The following is a 15,470-nucleotide window of genomic DNA, read 5'->3' on the forward strand; positions in this document are numbered from 1 at the left end:
AGCACTCTCTGAATAAGCCTTGCGCGGCCAAAACCTCGCAAGGCTTTTTTTATGCTGCGCCGCGATGACCGCAGACACGGCCTGCTGCTATGCTGGCCAGCATGAAAATCCTCGTCAAATGGCTTCTTTGCGCGGCTGCTCTTCTCGCGGTCGCCTATGTCTACAGCGGCGTACAGGTACAGAGCTTCGGCTCGGCCATGATTGCGGCCCTGGTCATCGGCCTGCTCAACACCATCATTCGCCCCATCCTGGTGATACTGACGCTGCCCGTGACCATCATCACCGTGGGTCTGTTCCTGCTGGTGGTCAACGGCCTGATGTTCTGGATGGCCTCCGGCATCCTCGGCGGCTTCCATGTCACCGGCTTCTGGGCCGCCATGCTGGGTGCGCTGATCTACTCGGTGCTGGGCCTACTTATTGACCGCCTTGTCGCGCAGCTGTTCCCGGAGTAACTCGTCCACGGCACGCAAACGTGTGTCGATGATGGAAGCCTCGAAGTAATCGGCACCGGCGCCGGCCTTGCGGGCCAGATCCTGCGCGGCCTTGAAGCGATCCACCGCTGCCGCGTAGTCATAGTGCGCCACCTGGGCCTCTGCTTCGGCCCGTAGGGCGCGCATCTCCTGGCCCTGGCTGCGCCACACGCGGGCCAGCGTCTGCCAGGCCGAGCCATCGCGGGGATGGTCCGTCACCCAGGTCTGCAAGGGGCTGGCCATGGAGCCAGCCTGGTTGAGCCTGAGCAGGATTTCGGTCTTGAGCAACAGCTCTGGCCTGCGCGGCGCAACCCGCTCCACCACGTCAATCGTGGCCAGACTCGGCCCGGCCTCGCGCGGCCCGGCCAGATTGCCGCTGGCCGTGACCCTGGGCGCCGCCTGGGGGGCATTGCCGGACTGCAGCGGCAAAGCCGCCAAGGCCGCCTGCGGGTTGTCGGCCTTGAATTCAAGCTCGGCATTCAGCCATCTGGCCTGAATATTCGCTGGTGCGTTGCCCGCCGTCGCCGCGAGCAACCGCTGCGCCATCTCGCGCGCCAGCGGCCAATCGCGCAGATACATGGCACTGAGCGTCGCTGCATAGCGCTGAGCAACCTGCTCCAACTGGCTCAGGCTGGAAAAACTGCCGGAACGCGGTAGCGTGGCCCACTGGCGACGTACCTCGACACCGGGGTTGGAGATCACACGGGCGCGGGCTGCCATCATCACATGCTCCAGCGTCGGCACGGGGTCGGCCGCACGCTTGCCGGGCGGAATGCGTGAATCCATGTCCGCGATACGCTGGGTGGTCAGCGGGTGGCTGCGCAGATAGGGCCAGCTGCCGTTGTCATTGAGCCTGCTGGCCTGCTGCAGCTTGCCGAACATGCTCACAAAACCCTGGGGAGCAAAACCCGCAGGAGACATCAGGCTGTAGCCCATGCGGTCCGCCTCGCTCTCCATGGCGCGCGAGAAGTTCAGCTGATTCTGCATCACCGCCGCCGGACCGCCCATCATGATGGCCATGGCCGCATCGGGGCTGCGCGTGGCCGCCAGGGCGCCCAGCAGCATGGAAGCCAGCATCAGCGGCGTCTGCTTGCCTTGCTGCGCCATCATGCGGGCAATGTGGCGCTGGGTGATGTGGCTGGTTTCATGGGCAATGACCGAGGCCAGCTCATCGCCGCTGCTGACCACGCCGATCAGGCCCAGATAGACGCCCATATAGCCGCCGGGTAGCGCAAACGCGTTGACCTGACGATCCTTGCCCAGGAGCAGCGTCCAGGCAAAGCGCTCCTCCAGCTCGGGCGACAGCTCGCCATTCTTGCGCGCCGCATCCTGCAGATGCAGCCAGATGCCTTCCACATATTCCTGCAGCACCGGGTCGTCCAGATAGTCCGGATCGCGGTACAGCTCGCGGACGATGGAATCGCCCAGACGCCGCTCCTCGCCCGTGGTCAGCGACGATGCGCCGTCGCCCAGGGTCGGCAAACCCGCCGCCTGCGCAGAGGAAGCCAAGGGGGATACGGCCTGAATAGCTATCAAAACAGAAGCTGTCAGCGCTTTTAGAATATGAACTGTACGCAGTTTTGGCATCAAAAATGGCATGGCAATCACAGCATTGCCGACATACGGATCCTCCATATGCCGACCGTTCAACACCCCACTATGATGCCTTGATTGATGGATGCGGCGAGATGCCCGCCTGTGATGCCCAGGTATAGCCGCCACCCACCACCCGCTCAACCCTGATTGCGCCGCAGAGCCGAACCCGTCTGCAGCCGGAAAGAACCGCCATGTCCTCTCTTACCCACTTCGACGCCCAGGGCCAGGCCCATATGGTGGACGTCGGTGCCAAACCCAGCACCCACCGCATCGCCGTCGCCGAAGGCCGCATCACCATGAAGCCCGAGACCCTGGCCATTGTGCAGGCTGGCACGGCCAAAAAAGGCGACGTGCTGGGCGTGGCCCGCATCGCCGCCATCATGGCCGCCAAAAAGACCAGCGACCTCATCCCCTTGTGCCACCCCCTGGCCCTGACCCGTGTCGCCGTGGAGTTCGAGCTGGAGCCCGAATCCAGCTCCATTCTCTGCACCGCCACCGTCGAGCTAAAAGGCCAGACCGGCGTGGAAATGGAAGCCCTGACCGCCGTGCAGGTCGGCTTGCTGACTATCTACGATATGTGCAAGGCGGTGGATAAGGGGATGGTGATGGGGGGGGTCAGAGTGATGGAGAAGCGAGGGGGGAAGTCGGATATCATGTTTTAAAAGTTAAAAATATATCAATTGCATATACCATTCAAATTATATTTAATTGAATATTCATCGGCTTTTAGCACACCAAAACGGCCAAATAATGACTCTATGATCAATTTCTGATTCTTTGCTTCATCGCATTTTCCTAATTTCAATAAAAATAAATAATACTGGCGTATCGTTATGAGCCAAGGAAAGCGTTTAGAAATTACTCTAGCAATTTCCAAATCCTCGTCATCTATATCAGAGGATGGGGTAGTTCTTAATACTTTCACCAGTTCATAGTACTGATTCAGTATTAAAGGCAAATCGCTGTATTGATGCAATTCATTTTCTTTTGTGTAAAAATTCTCCTCTAGCAAAGCGGCTTTGAAATCATTTTCAATTTGAAAGTACTCCTTGCCAATAACAACAGATAATATCAATGAAATAAATACAAGCACCCATATTAATTTCCTAAACCACATTGAAATAATTTTTAAGAATTTTGCATCACCTTCGACCACCCCCATAAAAAAAACAGTTGGCAGCATAAAGTACATGTATGCAAATGGGTATTCCAGCATGCTATGTATTGCAATTGGAAAAATCAATAAAACTGCACATTGAGCGGTAATTGCAGATTTGTCATTGCCCTTAACAAAAAAATTAAAGAATAAGGATTTCCACAACCAAAAAATTAATGCCAAAACAATAATACCACCAACAGGAACCCCAAACCAAATTATCAAATCCAAAAATAAATTGTGGGCATGGTCCATATTCTCTACACCACCAATACTTACGGCAAATTCTTGCTGAGCTGCTCCTAAATTCAACCATCCCCAACCAATCAATGGTCTTTCAGAGATCGCTGCATATATCTGCTCCCATAACTTGTAACGTGTTGTACTTAAGCCGATGAATTCTCGAGCAGCACTCCCCCCCAATGCATTGGAGATGTCTCCCCACTTTATATAAAGTACCCAATAAAGTAATAAAGAAGCTGATATCCAGCACAGGGAACTTCTGAAATTTTTAATAAAAAATACTGCTACTGCCAAAATTGTAATTGATAGGGCACCGGTTCTAGACTGAGTTGCAACTAATGTAAAAACAAGAATCGCAGCAGCACTATATAACCAAACCTCCCTCACCTTTTTATTTATATCGAAATAAAGCAGAGATACCAGCGCCATTAGCAATAAAGTAGCCAGCTGATTCGGTTGTGCAATATTTCCATAGACTCGCCCTTTGCTGGGGTACATAAACATTCCTTGCTCTACGCCCTGCCATTGAGCAAGACCCACAATGCTGTTTATCAAAGCCGCAAAGAGAATCGTCAAAAATACGATGTCTATCTTTGAAATATTCCCAAAACTCATAACATCTCTCTGCTCTACAAAAGATAAAGCCCCGAGAGAAGAAGACATGCAGCAATATGTTGACACTAATATCAAAAATATAAAGTCTCCGAAACTAATTATGCCAAGTCCATACTGAAGTAAGGAGATAATAATTAACAGGAGTAAAAAAATATAGATGCGTATTGGTATAAGTGTAAAACTACGCCCACCCCATAGCAATGCAAATCCAATACAAGCAAATGCTTCCTGCAAAAAAGTATTCCAAGGTGATATGTGATCAGGAAATACCCACATCAGCATTAGAAAAATACAAGCAGTTAGTTGACTATATTTTTTGAAGTACGACATAAAAAAAGCCCCCTTGCGGAGGCTTCTGTGATTGAATAGATATTACTTGCAGGAACCGGGAAGGTATTTGCTAATGGCTGTAGAACCACCACTGCACTTCCAGCTCACAATTTGCGAACCCTGGTGATTCGAAGCTGCGTCAACCTTCAGTGCAGTTGTGTTAGCTGTATCCATGAATGGTTCCAGCTTGACCGTATCATTGGCGCCGAGCGTAACACCCAGCGCAGCAGTATCAGGAGTGACGGTAATAACGCCATTGGCAGTTGTTGCCACAGATTTCACCATCTTCGATGGATTGGAGCCGGCACCATCAGAGTTGGCTTCACAGCCCCAACCATTGGCCGAACCTGTAGAAGTGGAGTTCATAGATTGAACCTGTTCGCTAATCGATGTACGGCATTGAGAAGCGGCCAGTACCACCTCAGCCATACGAGCTTTGACTGTGTAGTCCTTATAAGCAGGCAGAGCCACGGCAGCCAGAATACCGATAATCGCGACAACGATCATCAGTTCGATCAGGGTGAAACCCTTTTGAATGGAACGCTTCATTTCAAACTCCCTAGTTGGATGAGACGCAAGGTATCAAGCAAGCTGCATGCCAACAATTTGGCAAAGGCAGCCCACATCCAAGATGACACGTTTGGCAACATTCAAGCGAGATTTAGTAACAATTTTGGCGACCCAACTGCAACACTGACAAATTTGTCAGACGCTTAACACCCATCAAGCCGGCCTGTCACTCCACGACAAAGCGCATGGTGCTGCCCGCGAGGTCCACTGTATCGCCATTGAGCAGCGGCACAGACAGAGGGCCCACCACCTGACCATTGAGCTTGAGGTCTTCGCTTGCGCCCTCGAGTTGGGTGAGCACAAAGCCATGGGGCTTCTGAGTGATGGAGGCGATGGCTACACCGGGCTTGCCCAGGGTGGTGACGACCTTGAAAAGAGGTATTTCCCTGCCGGCCAGGCTGCCGGTGAGCATGCGAATCACCGCGTGGCGCTCGGGCAGTGCGGCGAGCGAGCCCTGGATGGTGGAGCTGAAGCTGGAGATTTCACCAAATCCCGAGGGACTGGCGAGCTTGGCGTAGCCGCTGTCTGCCTCTTCGGAAATATGCGCCAGCGCCTTTTTGCCGCCTTGGGCAGATGGCGTATTCGTATCGGCAATCACGGTATCGAGAAAGCGGATTTTGTAGCGGCCAATGTCCAGCAGGTCGCCGTTGAGCAGGTCCTGCTTCTGGATGGCGCGACCGTTGACATAGGTGCCGTTGGTGCTGCGCAGGTCTTCAATGCAGACCTTGCCGCCAGAGATGGTGAGCACGGCATGCTCGCCGCTGACCGCCAGATTCTCGATCACGATGTCGTTGTAAGGACGACGACCCAAGGTCGTGCGCTCCTTGGTGAGCTGTACTTCCTTGATGACTGCGCCGTCGATTGAGATGACCAAAGTCGGCATGCTCGAAGCTCCTGAGGAAACGCCAAGTCCTGCTTGGCTGCACTGGCTAGGACCACTCCCACTTGAGTGAGTGATTCAGCGCTCAATCATCAATCGTAACTGGATGAAACGCGCTTGCATGCTGCATCTTATTTCACTAATTCGATGAAGCCAGCTATTCGATTGAAATTTTCAACCTTGCTGGCATTCGTCTGCAGCATCTTTGGAATCGCACCCGCAATCTATCAAGTCGCCATATAAGAAAAGCCCGCGCTCGTTGAAAGCGCGGGCTTTTTTGCAAATCTTTGCAAAGTGGCGACAGCCACCTATCCGTGATTTAAAAGGGCAGAGGTCACCTTTTATGTAAACATCTCTATGAGAACTAGTCAGAAGGCCACTTTTCCGAAATTTTATACCAACCGACGTAAACAAGTAAGCCATTTTTAGCAGGTTGTTTACATTGTGTGAGTAGGTGCCCCGCGCAGCATGTTCCAACGCTAGTCAAGTGACGAAATCGCACCATGCGCAGCAGGGCAGCCAACAACTGAACAGCATCAGCAAGCTAGTCCAGTACTTCTACCAACCAGCCTTGAAGTTGAAGAACGCTCACGCATACTTCCTCGCTGAAGCTAGGGTCTACAGCTAGTCCGGGAGTGGGGGAAATGACCGTTGAGTGACCGTCTTGCGTTGTGGACTGAACGGCAATTCATCTGGTCCGTGTGTCATCACCAGCAGCAATGGGACATGCCCTACCGGCAAGCTGTCCAGAGCGTCTTGCGACCTATCATCAGGGGGAGCACCATACCCATCGTTATCTTCTCTCGCAGCTTCAGAGCTGATGCTGGCCAGAAGCGCATTGGTTAACGTGAAGCCCAAGGTTGGCGATTGTTCGACTGCAGCAGCCACAAACTCGTCCAGTTCTTCCGAAGCAGCATGAAAGAGCCCAGGAACAGCTGCGAAGAAACGCAGATTGCGGCCGCGAAGACTCGAAGTGATGCCTTGATTCGCTAGCTTGTAAACATAGTCCCGGTTCGCGGAAAACGCCAGCATTTGATTGACAAAAAGAGACCAGTGGTCGGAGGTTGGAGAGATTACCCCGGGCTGAAAATGCCTGCCACTGTTGCCAAAAAGAAAGTCACAAAGCGTGTCTGCAAAATCGGTCCTGCAATTGACGCCAGCTTTCGCTGAACTTGGCAGGGGAGGACAGCCTCCGGTAGACCATGTGGAAGCATTGGGATAGTTTTTTCTCACGAACCTGACGTCAGGCCCAGCTATGGTGGTTGCCATCCATTGAGGCGTCGTCAGTGGAGTTTGATAGGCGTGCCCCTTAAATACTGTCAAATATTGCGCCCCATCTGATGCTGGTTGAGTAATTGCACTGGGGTTTTGAAAGTTCCAAAAGGGCGTAGATGCATCAGGTTGCTTTGCGAGGCGTGTTTGCCCCGTGAACTCGGGCCATGATTGATAGAGTTCGAACTGAATTGCCTCTGTGCCTTTCGCAAGGGAGCCGGTACGTGGAGTCCTTGCTCTTTTCGCCTGAAAGAGGATTGCACGACTGTTGATTCACCGTACAAACTGAGCCAGTGTTCACGCCGAATATTGAGCCACTAGTTTTAAGGATGTTTTGTCAGTTGGTTGTGGATAAGTCTAACGGCTGGGTCGTTTGATCGGCTCCTTTCTGGGCTTTGGCCCGTGCGGTTTTGGTGATCCCCGCAGCGGCACTGGAATGCTTGAAGCGCCAGCTCTCGTTGCCGCTCTCCACGATGTGGCAGTGGTGGGTCAGCCGGTCCAGCAACGCCGTTGTCATCTTGGCGTCGCCAAAGACGGTGCTCCACTCCGAGAAGTTCAGGTTGGTGGTGATGACCACGCTAGTTCGCTCGTAGAGTTTGGACAGCAGGTGGAACAGCAAGGCGCCACCCGACTGCGTGAAGGGCAGATAGCCCATCTCGTCCAGGATCACCAGATCCACGTACATCAGCCGGTGGGCCAACTGCCCAGCCTTGTTCTGGGCCTTCTCCAACTCCAGCGCGTTGACCAGCTCCACCGTCGAGAAGAAGCGCACCCGCTTGCCATGGACCCGAATCGCCTCGATGCCCAGGCTGGTGGCCAGGTGCGTCTTGCCCGTTCCGGGACCTCCGACGAAGACCACGTTGTGCGCGGATTCGGTAAAGCGCAGGGTGTGCAGCTCTCGCACCTGTGCCTCCTGCACATGCGCCTGGGCAAAGTCAAACCCCGCCAGGTCCCGGTGCGAGGGGAAGCGGGCCACGCGCATCTGGTAGGCCATGGAGCGCACCTCGCGCTGCGCCATCTCGGCCTTGATGAGCTGGCGCAGCACCGCCTCGTGGTCCATCGCCTTGATGCGTGCCGTGCCCAGCACCTCCGGCCAGGCACTGGCCATGCCGTGCAGACCGAGTGCCTTGAAGTCGGTGACCAGTTCAAGCATGGCGCACCTCCTTGGGCTGGCGCAGCCGGTCGTAGCGCTTCAGATCGGCCTGTGAGGGTGTCTTCAGGTCAACGGACGTGGTCGCCGGCTCCACCCGCAGCTCGGGTTCTTTCAAGCGCGACAGCACATTGAGTACGTGCTCGGCGCTGACCCGCCCGGACTGCAGGGCCAGCTCCACCGCCACCAGCACCGCCTCCAGCCCGTGGGCGGTCACCGCGCTGAGCACCTGGGCCATCACCCGATCACCGCCCGCATGACGCAGCAACTGGTCTTGCAGCAGTCGCAGCGGCTCGGGCATGGTCTTGAACGGTGCGCCATTACGCAGCGCCCCGGGCTTGCGCTCGATCAGGGCAATGTAGTGGGTCCAGTCGTAGATCGTCTGGTCACGATCGAAGCAGCGCTGCAGCGTCACACTGTGGCCCTTGGGGCCCACCACCAGCAGCCGGTCGTGGTACGCCCGCAGGCTGACCACCGCATGCACCCATTCGCACGGCACGCTGTAGCGGTTGCGCTGGAAGTGGATCAGCGAGGTCGAGGTCACCCGCACCGGGTCCTCCACATAGCCATCGAAGGGACGCGGGTTCGGCGTCAGGCGCAGCCTCTCGTCCTGCCACACCTCGGCCACCGTGAGCTCGTGCCACTCGGGGTGGCGCAACTCGCTCCAGGCGTCCACGCACGCCTGCTGCAGCCAGGCGTTGAGCTCGCTCAGGCTGGCCCAGCGTCGCTCGCTGGCTTCACGCCAGATGCCACGCCGGCGGTCCTGCACGTTCTTCTCCACGATGCCCTTCTCCCAGCCCGCTGCGCGGTTGCAGAACTCGGGATCAAAGAGGTAGTGACCGGTCATCGCCTCGAAGCGGGCGTTGACGCTGCGCTGCTTGCCCGCGCCCACCTTGTCCACTGCCGTCTTCATGTTGTCGTAGATACCCCGCTTGGCCACCCCGCCCAGCACCGCAAAGGCCCGGGCATGGGCCTCAAACAGCATCTCGTGCGCCTGGCTGTGGAACGCCGACAGCATAAACGCCCGGCTGGCCGCCAGCTTGGTGTGCGCCACCTCCAGGCGCCGGCGCAGTCCGCCAATGAACGCGTACTCGGTGCTCCAGTCAAACTGGAACGCCTCGCCCAATTCAAAGGACAGGGGCACAAAGCCTGCCCCTCGGGCGCTGTGGTCCTGCGCCAGACGCCACTGCTTGGCAAAGCTGTAGACCGGCCCACGGCTGCCGCCGTAGCCCATGGCGCGCAAGGCCTCGAACATGGCCTTGATGCCTCGGCGCTCGCGCTTGTTACGGTGCTGGTCGGCCTTGAGCCAGCGGGCCAAGGTGTCCTCATAAGGCGTCAGTACGCCCTGCGCCTTCACCCGCACGGGGTACTTCGGCTCCCGCATTTCGGGCTCAGACAGCCACTTGCTGGCCGTGTTGCGCGAGATCCCCAGCCGCCGGCTGGCCTCCCGCACCGATACGCCATCCCTCAGCACGAGGCGGCGCAATTTACTCAATGTGCTCACGTTGATCACTCCTGACCACCTTGCTGAAAAATTCAGCAGCGTAGCCGTCAACGTGGCTCAATTTTCAGTGTGATCCACCCCAAAAATGGCCCAGTTTTCGTTGTGATTCAACATGCACGACCATTGATTGGTTGGCCTGTGGTCGTCGAAAAATGTTGATGCACAAGCATCAGGTCTCCAATCTCGACGGACTGCGTTTTCCCTTTCGGCAATACCTTTGGTGTTTGATGAGTGAATATTCCTCGGACTAACACTTTAGTTGACGATGAGACATGGTTCCGGAGTATGTTTCGCAGTCCTCGATAGGTGTCCCTGCTCAGGAAAGCACTCACTAGCGCCGGCTCATCAGGCACGGCTGGATGTGCTTTCCTCCATGCATCTCCATGGCACAAATTCACGTATGCGCGGATTTCGTCTTGTAGAGCCATTTGCAGATAAATTTCCGAAAAAATCCACTAAAGCGGAACTCTAGTGAGAAGGGTGTTGAATCACAACGAAAACTGGGCCATTTTTGGGGTGGATCACACTGAAAATTGAGCCACGTTGACGGCTACGCTGCTGAATTTTTCAGCAAGGTGGTCAGGAGTGATCAACGTGAGCACATTGAGTAAATTGCGCCGCCTCGTGCTGAGGGATGGCGTATCGGTGCGGGAGGCCAGCCGGCGGCTGGGGATCTCGCGCAACACGGCCAGCAAGTGGCTGTCTGAGCCCGAAATGCGGGAGCCGAAGTACCCCGTGCGGGTGAAGGCGCAGGGCGTACTGACGCCTTATGAGGACACCTTGGCCCGCTGGCTCAAGGCCGACCAGCACCGTAACAAGCGCGAGCGCCGAGGCATCAAGGCCATGTTCGAGGCCTTGCGCGCCATGGGCTACGGCGGCAGCCGTGGGCCGGTCTACAGCTTTGCCAAGCAGTGGCGTCTGGCGCAGGACCACAGCGCCCGAGGGGCAGGCTTTGTGCCCCTGTCCTTTGAATTGGGCGAGGCGTTCCAGTTTGACTGGAGCACCGAGTACGCGTTCATTGGCGGACTGCGCCGGCGCCTGGAGGTGGCGCACACCAAGCTGGCGGCCAGCCGGGCGTTTATGCTGTCGGCGTTCCACAGCCAGGCGCACGAGATGCTGTTTGAGGCCCATGCCCGGGCCTTTGCGGTGCTGGGCGGGGTGGCCAAGCGGGGTATCTACGACAACATGAAGACGGCAGTGGACAAGGTGGGCGCGGGCAAGCAGCGCAGCGTCAACGCCCGCTTCGAGGCGATGACCGGTCACTACCTCTTTGATCCCGAGTTCTGCAACCGCGCAGCGGGCTGGGAGAAGGGCATCGTGGAGAAGAACGTGCAGGACCGCCGGCGTGGCATCTGGCGTGAAGCCAGCGAGCGACGCTGGGCCAGCCTGAGCGAGCTCAACGCCTGGCTGCAGCAGGCGTGCGTGGACGCCTGGAGCGAGTTGCGCCACCCCGAGTGGCACGAGCTCACGGTGGCCGAGGTGTGGCAGGACGAGAGGCTGCGCCTGACGCCGAACCCGCGTCCCTTCGATGGCTATGTGGAGGACCCGGTGCGGGTGACCTCGACCTCGCTGATCCACTTCCAGCGCAACCGCTACAGCGTGCCGTGCGAATGGGTGCATGCGGTGGTCAGCCTGCGGGCGTACCACGACCGGCTGCTGGTGGTGGGCCCCAAGGGCCACAGTGTGACGCTGCAGCGCTGCTTCGATCGTGACCAGACGATCTACGACTGGACCCACTACATTGCCCTGATCGAGCGCAAGCCCGGGGCGCTGCGTAATGGCGCACCGTTCAAGACCATGCCCGAGCCGCTGCGACTGCTGCAAGACCAGTTGCTGCGTCATGCGGGCGGTGATCGGGTGATGGCCCAGGTGCTCAGCGCGGTGACCGCCCACGGGCTGGAGGCGGTGCTGGTGGCGGTGGAGCTGGCCCTGCAGTCCGGGCGGGTCAGCGCCGAGCACGTACTCAATGTGCTGTCGCGCTTGAAAGAACCCGAGCTGCGGGTGGAGCCGGCGACCACGTCCGTTGACCTGAAGACACCCTCACAGGCCGATCTGAAGCGCTACGACCGGCTGCGCCAGCCCAAGGAGGTGCGCCATGCTTGAACTGGTCACCGACTTCAAGGCACTCGGTCTGCACGGCATGGCCAGTGCCTGGCCGGAGGTGCTGGGCACGGCACGCATCAAGGCGATGGACCACGAGGCGGTGCTGCGCCAGCTCATCAAGGCCGAGATGGCGCAGCGCGAGGTGCGCTCCATGGCCTACCAGATGCGCGTGGCCCGCTTCCCCTCGCACCGGGACCTGGCGGGGTTTGACTTTGCCCAGGCGCATGTGCAGGAGGCACAGGTGCGAGAGCTGCACACCCTGCGCTTTACCGAATCCGCGCACAACGTGGTCTTCGTCGGAGGTCCCGGAACGGGCAAGACGCACCTGGCCACCAGCCTGGGCATCGAGGCGATTCGGGTCCATGGCAAGCGGGTGCGCTTCTTCTCGACGGTGGAGCTGGTCAACGCGCTGGAGTTGGAGAAGGCCCAGAACAAGGCTGGGCAGTTGGCCCACCGGCTGATGTACGTGGATCTGGTGATCCTGGACGAGATGGGCTATCTGCCCTTCACGCAGTCGGGTGGCGCCTTGCTGTTCCACCTGCTGTCCAAACTCTACGAGCGAACTAGCGTGGTCATCACCACCAACCTGAACTTCTCGGAGTGGAGCACCGTCTTTGGCGACGCCAAGATGACAACGGCGTTGCTGGACCGGCTGACCCACCACTGCCACATCGTGGAGAGCGGCAACGAGAGCTGGCGCTTCAAGCATTCCAGTGCCGCTGCGGGGATCACCAAAACCGCACGGGCCAAAGCCCAGAAAGGAGCCGATCAAACGACCCAGCCGTTAGACTTATCCACAACCAACTGACAAAACATCCTTAAAACTAGTGGCTCAATATTCGGCGTGAACACTGGCTCAGTTTGTACGGTGAATCAACAACGTTGCCATCGTGACCTCCGCAGAAGCATCACTGATGACTTCAAGTGAGGTCACGAAAGGCTTTAGTCGATGCGGATTTTTGCCGCCTTAGCGACGGCCGCCCAGCGAGGTACTTCGCTGTCGACTAGTGCAGCAAGTTCACTTGGCGCACCACCGCCTGGCTCGGCACCAAACTCTCGCCATTGAGCGACGAACTCCTTACTGGCATAGACCTGATTGATGGCTTCATTGAGCCTTTGAACGACGTCTTTTGGGGTATTGGCTGGTGCGAACATTCCGTACCAGCTCGAAGCGTCATAGTTGTCGAGACCACTCTCTGCAAGCGTTGGAATTTGAGGCAATGCTATCGAGCGCTGCTTCGATGTAACCGCCAAAGCGCGCACAGTGCCTGAACGGATTTGCTGCAGCGCGGAAGGCATGCTCTCAAAGTAGACATGAATAGCTCCTCCAATCAGGTCGACCATTGACTGTCCCGCACCCCGGTAAGGAACGTGAGACATCGAGGTCCCTGTCATGGCTTTGAATTGCTCTGCTAAGAGGTGGTGGAGCGAACCGTTGCCCGGAGTGCCATAGTTAAGCTTGCCAGGATTGGCCTTGAGGTAAGCCACCAAATCCGCAACAGTTCGCACCGGAAGGCTGTTGTTCACGATGAGGACGTGGTTTACACGACCCAACATGCTCACTGGGACCAAATCACGCTGAAAGTCGTAGTTGAGCTTTGAGTAAACAGACTGGGCGATAGCTTGGTGAACTGCACCGAACAACAGCGTGTAGCCGTCGGCAGGCGCATGCGCAACCAAATCAGTCCCCAAAGTGCCTCCTGCCCCACCTCGATTGTCCACAACTACGGACTGCCCCAACGCCTTCCCCAACGGCACCCCAATCGCCCGAGCGAGGATATCTACGGTCCCTCCTGCGGGGTACGGGGCGACCAGCCTAATGGGCCGGGAAGGGAACTTACTCTGGGCTGAAGCGACAGACCAAGGAAGTATCGCCATCCCTGCCATGGCTGCGCATAGATTTCGACGGTTCATCTGTTGTCTCCTCCTATTTTTGGAGTTAATTTGCTTATCAGATGCGGCCGTCGTAGGCCATGCGTGGGATGCGGCAGGAAATCAGACTGAACTTGGAGGCTTTCAAGGAGGTATTGATGGCCTCGGCGAGTTCATCGCGACTCGACACGTCAAAGCCCAAGCCGCCAACGGACCGACTTACGGCAGCGAAGTCCGTGCTCTCAAAATCAACGCCCAGGTTGGGTTGACCGTTTGCGCGCTGTTTGATTTCGATTAGTGAGAGCGACTCATCAGCGAACACAATGACAATTACAGGAGTCTTTGCATCACGTGCTGTGGCCAGTTCACCGAGGGTCATCTCCAGGCATGCATCACCAGTGAAGACTACCACTGGTCGCTCGGGGTCCGCCAACTTGGCGCCAATGCCCAATGGAAGTGAGCAACCCATAGTGCAGAGTCCGGAAGACTGCATCAAAGAGCGAGGCTCGTAGCAGTTCCATGTCTGAGACAGCAGGATACGATGCGCACCACTGTCGACCGAAGCAATTGTGTCGTCGGGCAACATTTTTCGTGCCACGTCAACGATAGCGCCAGGGCCCCACTCTTCGTCGAGCTTATAGATATTCGCAAGACGTTCTTTGATATTCCCCACCTCTTCAGCAGTCCAAGTGGAGTTACCAAGAACCTCATCACTCAGTGCTGCGAGCCCTTCCTTGACGTCGCCCACGAAAGTTATCGACGCCTGGTGCATGTAGTGCGTGTTGCGTGTCGCGGCGAATTCGACAACCTTGGCGTTTTCATCCCAAATGTTGCGCCAACCAGTACGCATCTCAATGGGGTCGTATCCAGCAAGGAGAATAAGGTCCGCATTCTGGATTAGCGGCAGCAGGATTTTGTCAGCTTGTGGCGAGAGGCCCGCTCCACCCAGAACCATCTCGTGACGCTCATCGACAATGCCCTTTGCTTTGTATGTCGTGATAAGAGGGATTTGCAGCTCCTCAGCGAGGTACTCCACTTCCGCTTCTGCGCGGTGGTAGAGCGCATCGACACCGGCAATCATCACTGGACGCTTAGCCTTTGCAAGCCACTCACGTGCCTGATAGAACTGCTCGCTCAAGGCTGGAGCAACAGGTGCCGGAAGGACGCGATGCGCACCCCGAGTCTCTGGAACTTCCTGGTTGGCGACAGAAATGGGAACGTCAATGTGGACAGGACCAGGGGGGTCATCCATCGCGATGGCGATGGCTTTGTCAATCTGTGCCTGTGCAGCGCCGGCGCTGATGCGAATAGAAGCCTTGGTGATAGGGCGCATCAAGGCGGCATGGTCGAAGACTTGGTGGGTATAGGTCGCAGCCTCGTCTTCATCCACGCAGCCTGTAACGAATAGCATTGGCACGCGGTCCTGCAGCGCGTTGGCCACTACATTGACCGCGTTGGCGACGCCTGGACCAAGAGTTGCAATCAGAACGCCGGGAGCTCCTGTGCGGTGAAAAACACCTTCGGCCATGAAACCGCCAGAGTTTTCGTGCTTCACCAGAGTGAACTTCACTCCCGCATCGTCCAAGCCTTTCATTACAGAAAGCACTTCGCCGCCGGGGATGCCAAATGCGTGATGGCAGCCTGCTTCGTGCAGACGCTTGCCAATAACCTGAGCTACGGTAGCCATAATATTTCCTCGAAATAGTAGG

Annotated in this window: 13 protein-coding genes; 4 read left to right on the forward strand and 9 right to left on the reverse strand. The window is 56.8% G+C overall.

Annotated features, from left to right (window positions below; translation table 11 throughout):
- Nucleotides 1-101: 101 nt before the first annotated feature.
- Nucleotides 102-452: a phage holin family protein gene (locus MPZ60_RS24805; protein WP_034348032.1), complete on the forward strand. Its 351-nt coding sequence runs from the start codon at nt 102-104 to the stop codon at nt 450-452.
- On the opposite strand, the gene MPZ60_RS24810 is transcribed toward MPZ60_RS24805, so the two are convergent.
- On the reverse strand, nt 411-2,057 hold the full coding sequence (locus MPZ60_RS24810) for a M48 family metalloprotease (protein WP_034351540.1): 1,647 nt from the start codon (nt 2,055-2,057) through the stop codon (nt 411-413). The genes MPZ60_RS24805 and MPZ60_RS24810 overlap by 42 nt on opposite strands.
- Before the next feature lie 200 nt (nt 2,058-2,257).
- On the opposite strand from MPZ60_RS24810, the gene moaC reads away from it, so the two are divergent.
- Nucleotides 2,258-2,728, forward strand: coding sequence for a cyclic pyranopterin monophosphate synthase MoaC (gene moaC / locus MPZ60_RS24815; protein ID WP_034351041.1), 471 nt, complete (start codon nt 2,258-2,260; stop codon nt 2,726-2,728).
- Between the two features lie 14 nt (nt 2,729-2,742).
- On the opposite strand, the gene MPZ60_RS24820 is transcribed toward moaC, so the two are convergent.
- The 6 genes from MPZ60_RS24820 to istA (MPZ60_RS24845) all read right to left on the reverse strand — a co-directional run bounded on the left by MPZ60_RS24820 (nt 2,743) and on the right by istA (MPZ60_RS24845) (nt 9,786).
- A complete protein-coding gene (locus MPZ60_RS24820) occupies nt 2,743-4,128 on the reverse strand; it encodes a PglL family O-oligosaccharyltransferase (protein WP_034384857.1) in 1,386 nt (461 codons plus the stop codon).
- Nucleotides 4,129-4,452: 324 nt separating this feature from the next.
- A complete protein-coding gene (locus tag MPZ60_RS24825; protein ID WP_034351046.1) occupies nt 4,453-4,959 on the reverse strand; it encodes a pilin in 507 nt (168 codons plus the stop codon).
- A 187-nt stretch (nt 4,960-5,146) separates the two neighbouring features.
- Entirely contained in the window at nt 5,147-5,863 is a 717-nt protein-coding gene (locus MPZ60_RS24830) for an FHA domain-containing protein (RefSeq protein WP_034351048.1), read from the reverse strand.
- A 621-nt stretch (nt 5,864-6,484) separates the two neighbouring features.
- Nucleotides 6,485-7,093: a hypothetical protein gene (locus MPZ60_RS24835; RefSeq protein ID WP_242881935.1), complete on the reverse strand. Its 609-nt coding sequence runs from the start codon at nt 7,091-7,093 to the stop codon at nt 6,485-6,487.
- A gap of 376 nt (nt 7,094-7,469) precedes the next feature.
- Nucleotides 7,470-8,285 (reverse strand): IS21-like element helper ATPase IstB, encoded by an 816-nt coding sequence (gene istB, locus MPZ60_RS24840; RefSeq protein ID WP_015585970.1) that lies wholly within the window; start codon nt 8,283-8,285, stop codon nt 7,470-7,472.
- The gene (gene istA / locus MPZ60_RS24845; RefSeq protein WP_024310277.1) at nt 8,278-9,786 is read right to left on the reverse strand and encodes an IS21-like element ISCsp4 family transposase; all 1,509 of its coding nucleotides are present in this window, start codon (nt 9,784-9,786) and stop codon (nt 8,278-8,280) included. The genes istB (MPZ60_RS24840) and istA (MPZ60_RS24845) overlap by 8 nt, the downstream gene beginning before the upstream one ends.
- A gap of 594 nt (nt 9,787-10,380) precedes the next feature.
- On the opposite strand from istA (MPZ60_RS24845), the gene istA (MPZ60_RS24850) reads away from it, so the two are divergent.
- Together istA (MPZ60_RS24850) and istB (MPZ60_RS24855) are read left to right on the forward strand one after the other, a co-directional pair.
- Nucleotides 10,381-11,889, forward strand: a complete 1,509-nt coding sequence (istA, locus tag MPZ60_RS24850) for an IS21-like element ISCsp4 family transposase (protein ID WP_024310277.1) — start codon at nt 10,381-10,383, stop codon at nt 11,887-11,889.
- Nucleotides 11,882-12,697, forward strand: a complete 816-nt coding sequence (gene istB, locus MPZ60_RS24855) for an IS21-like element helper ATPase IstB (RefSeq protein WP_015585970.1) — start codon at nt 11,882-11,884, stop codon at nt 12,695-12,697. Before istA (MPZ60_RS24850) ends, istB (MPZ60_RS24855) begins: the two co-directional genes overlap by 8 nt.
- A 134-nt stretch (nt 12,698-12,831) precedes the next feature.
- Here the strand turns inward: istB (MPZ60_RS24855) and MPZ60_RS24860 are convergent, their stop codons facing one another.
- Complete coding sequence (locus tag MPZ60_RS24860; protein ID WP_370688535.1) at nt 12,832-13,803, reverse strand: Bug family tripartite tricarboxylate transporter substrate binding protein; 972 nt, start codon at nt 13,801-13,803, stop codon at nt 12,832-12,834.
- 37 nt (nt 13,804-13,840) lie between these two features.
- A complete protein-coding gene (locus MPZ60_RS24865; protein ID WP_242881936.1) occupies nt 13,841-15,448 on the reverse strand; it encodes a thiamine pyrophosphate-binding protein in 1,608 nt (535 codons plus the stop codon).
- Nucleotides 15,449-15,470 lie beyond the last annotated feature (22 nt).

The organism is Comamonas sp. 7D-2 (assembly GCF_022749555.1).
Lineage (GTDB): Bacteria > Pseudomonadota > Gammaproteobacteria > Burkholderiales > Burkholderiaceae_C > Comamonas > Comamonas thiooxydans.

Excerpts from the sequence above, each read along its gene's own strand:
- MPZ60_RS24825 (WP_034351046.1), bottom strand. The coding sequence starts at position 4,959 with ATGAAGCGTTCCATTCAAAAGGGTTTCACCCTGATCGAACTGATGATC.
- MPZ60_RS24830 (WP_034351048.1), bottom strand. The coding sequence starts at position 5,863 with ATGCCGACTTTGGTCATCTCAATCGACGGCGCAGTCATCAAGGAAGTA.
- MPZ60_RS24860 (WP_370688535.1), bottom strand. The coding sequence starts at position 13,803 with ATGAACCGTCGAAATCTATGCGCAGCCATGGCAGGGATGGCGATACTT.
- istB (WP_015585970.1), bottom strand. The coding sequence starts at position 8,285 with ATGCTTGAACTGGTCACCGACTTCAAGGCACTCGGTCTGCACGGCATG.
- moaC (WP_034351041.1), top strand. The coding sequence starts at position 2,258 with ATGTCCTCTCTTACCCACTTCGACGCCCAGGGCCAGGCCCATATGGTG.
- MPZ60_RS24810 (WP_034351540.1), bottom strand. The coding sequence starts at position 2,057 with ATGCCAAAACTGCGTACAGTTCATATTCTAAAAGCGCTGACAGCTTCT.
- MPZ60_RS24820 (WP_034384857.1), bottom strand. The coding sequence starts at position 4,128 with ATGTCTTCTTCTCTCGGGGCTTTATCTTTTGTAGAGCAGAGAGATGTT.
- MPZ60_RS24865 (WP_242881936.1), bottom strand. The coding sequence starts at position 15,448 with ATGGCTACCGTAGCTCAGGTTATTGGCAAGCGTCTGCACGAAGCAGGC.
- istB (WP_015585970.1), top strand. The coding sequence starts at position 11,882 with ATGCTTGAACTGGTCACCGACTTCAAGGCACTCGGTCTGCACGGCATG.
- MPZ60_RS24805 (WP_034348032.1), top strand. The coding sequence starts at position 102 with ATGAAAATCCTCGTCAAATGGCTTCTTTGCGCGGCTGCTCTTCTCGCG.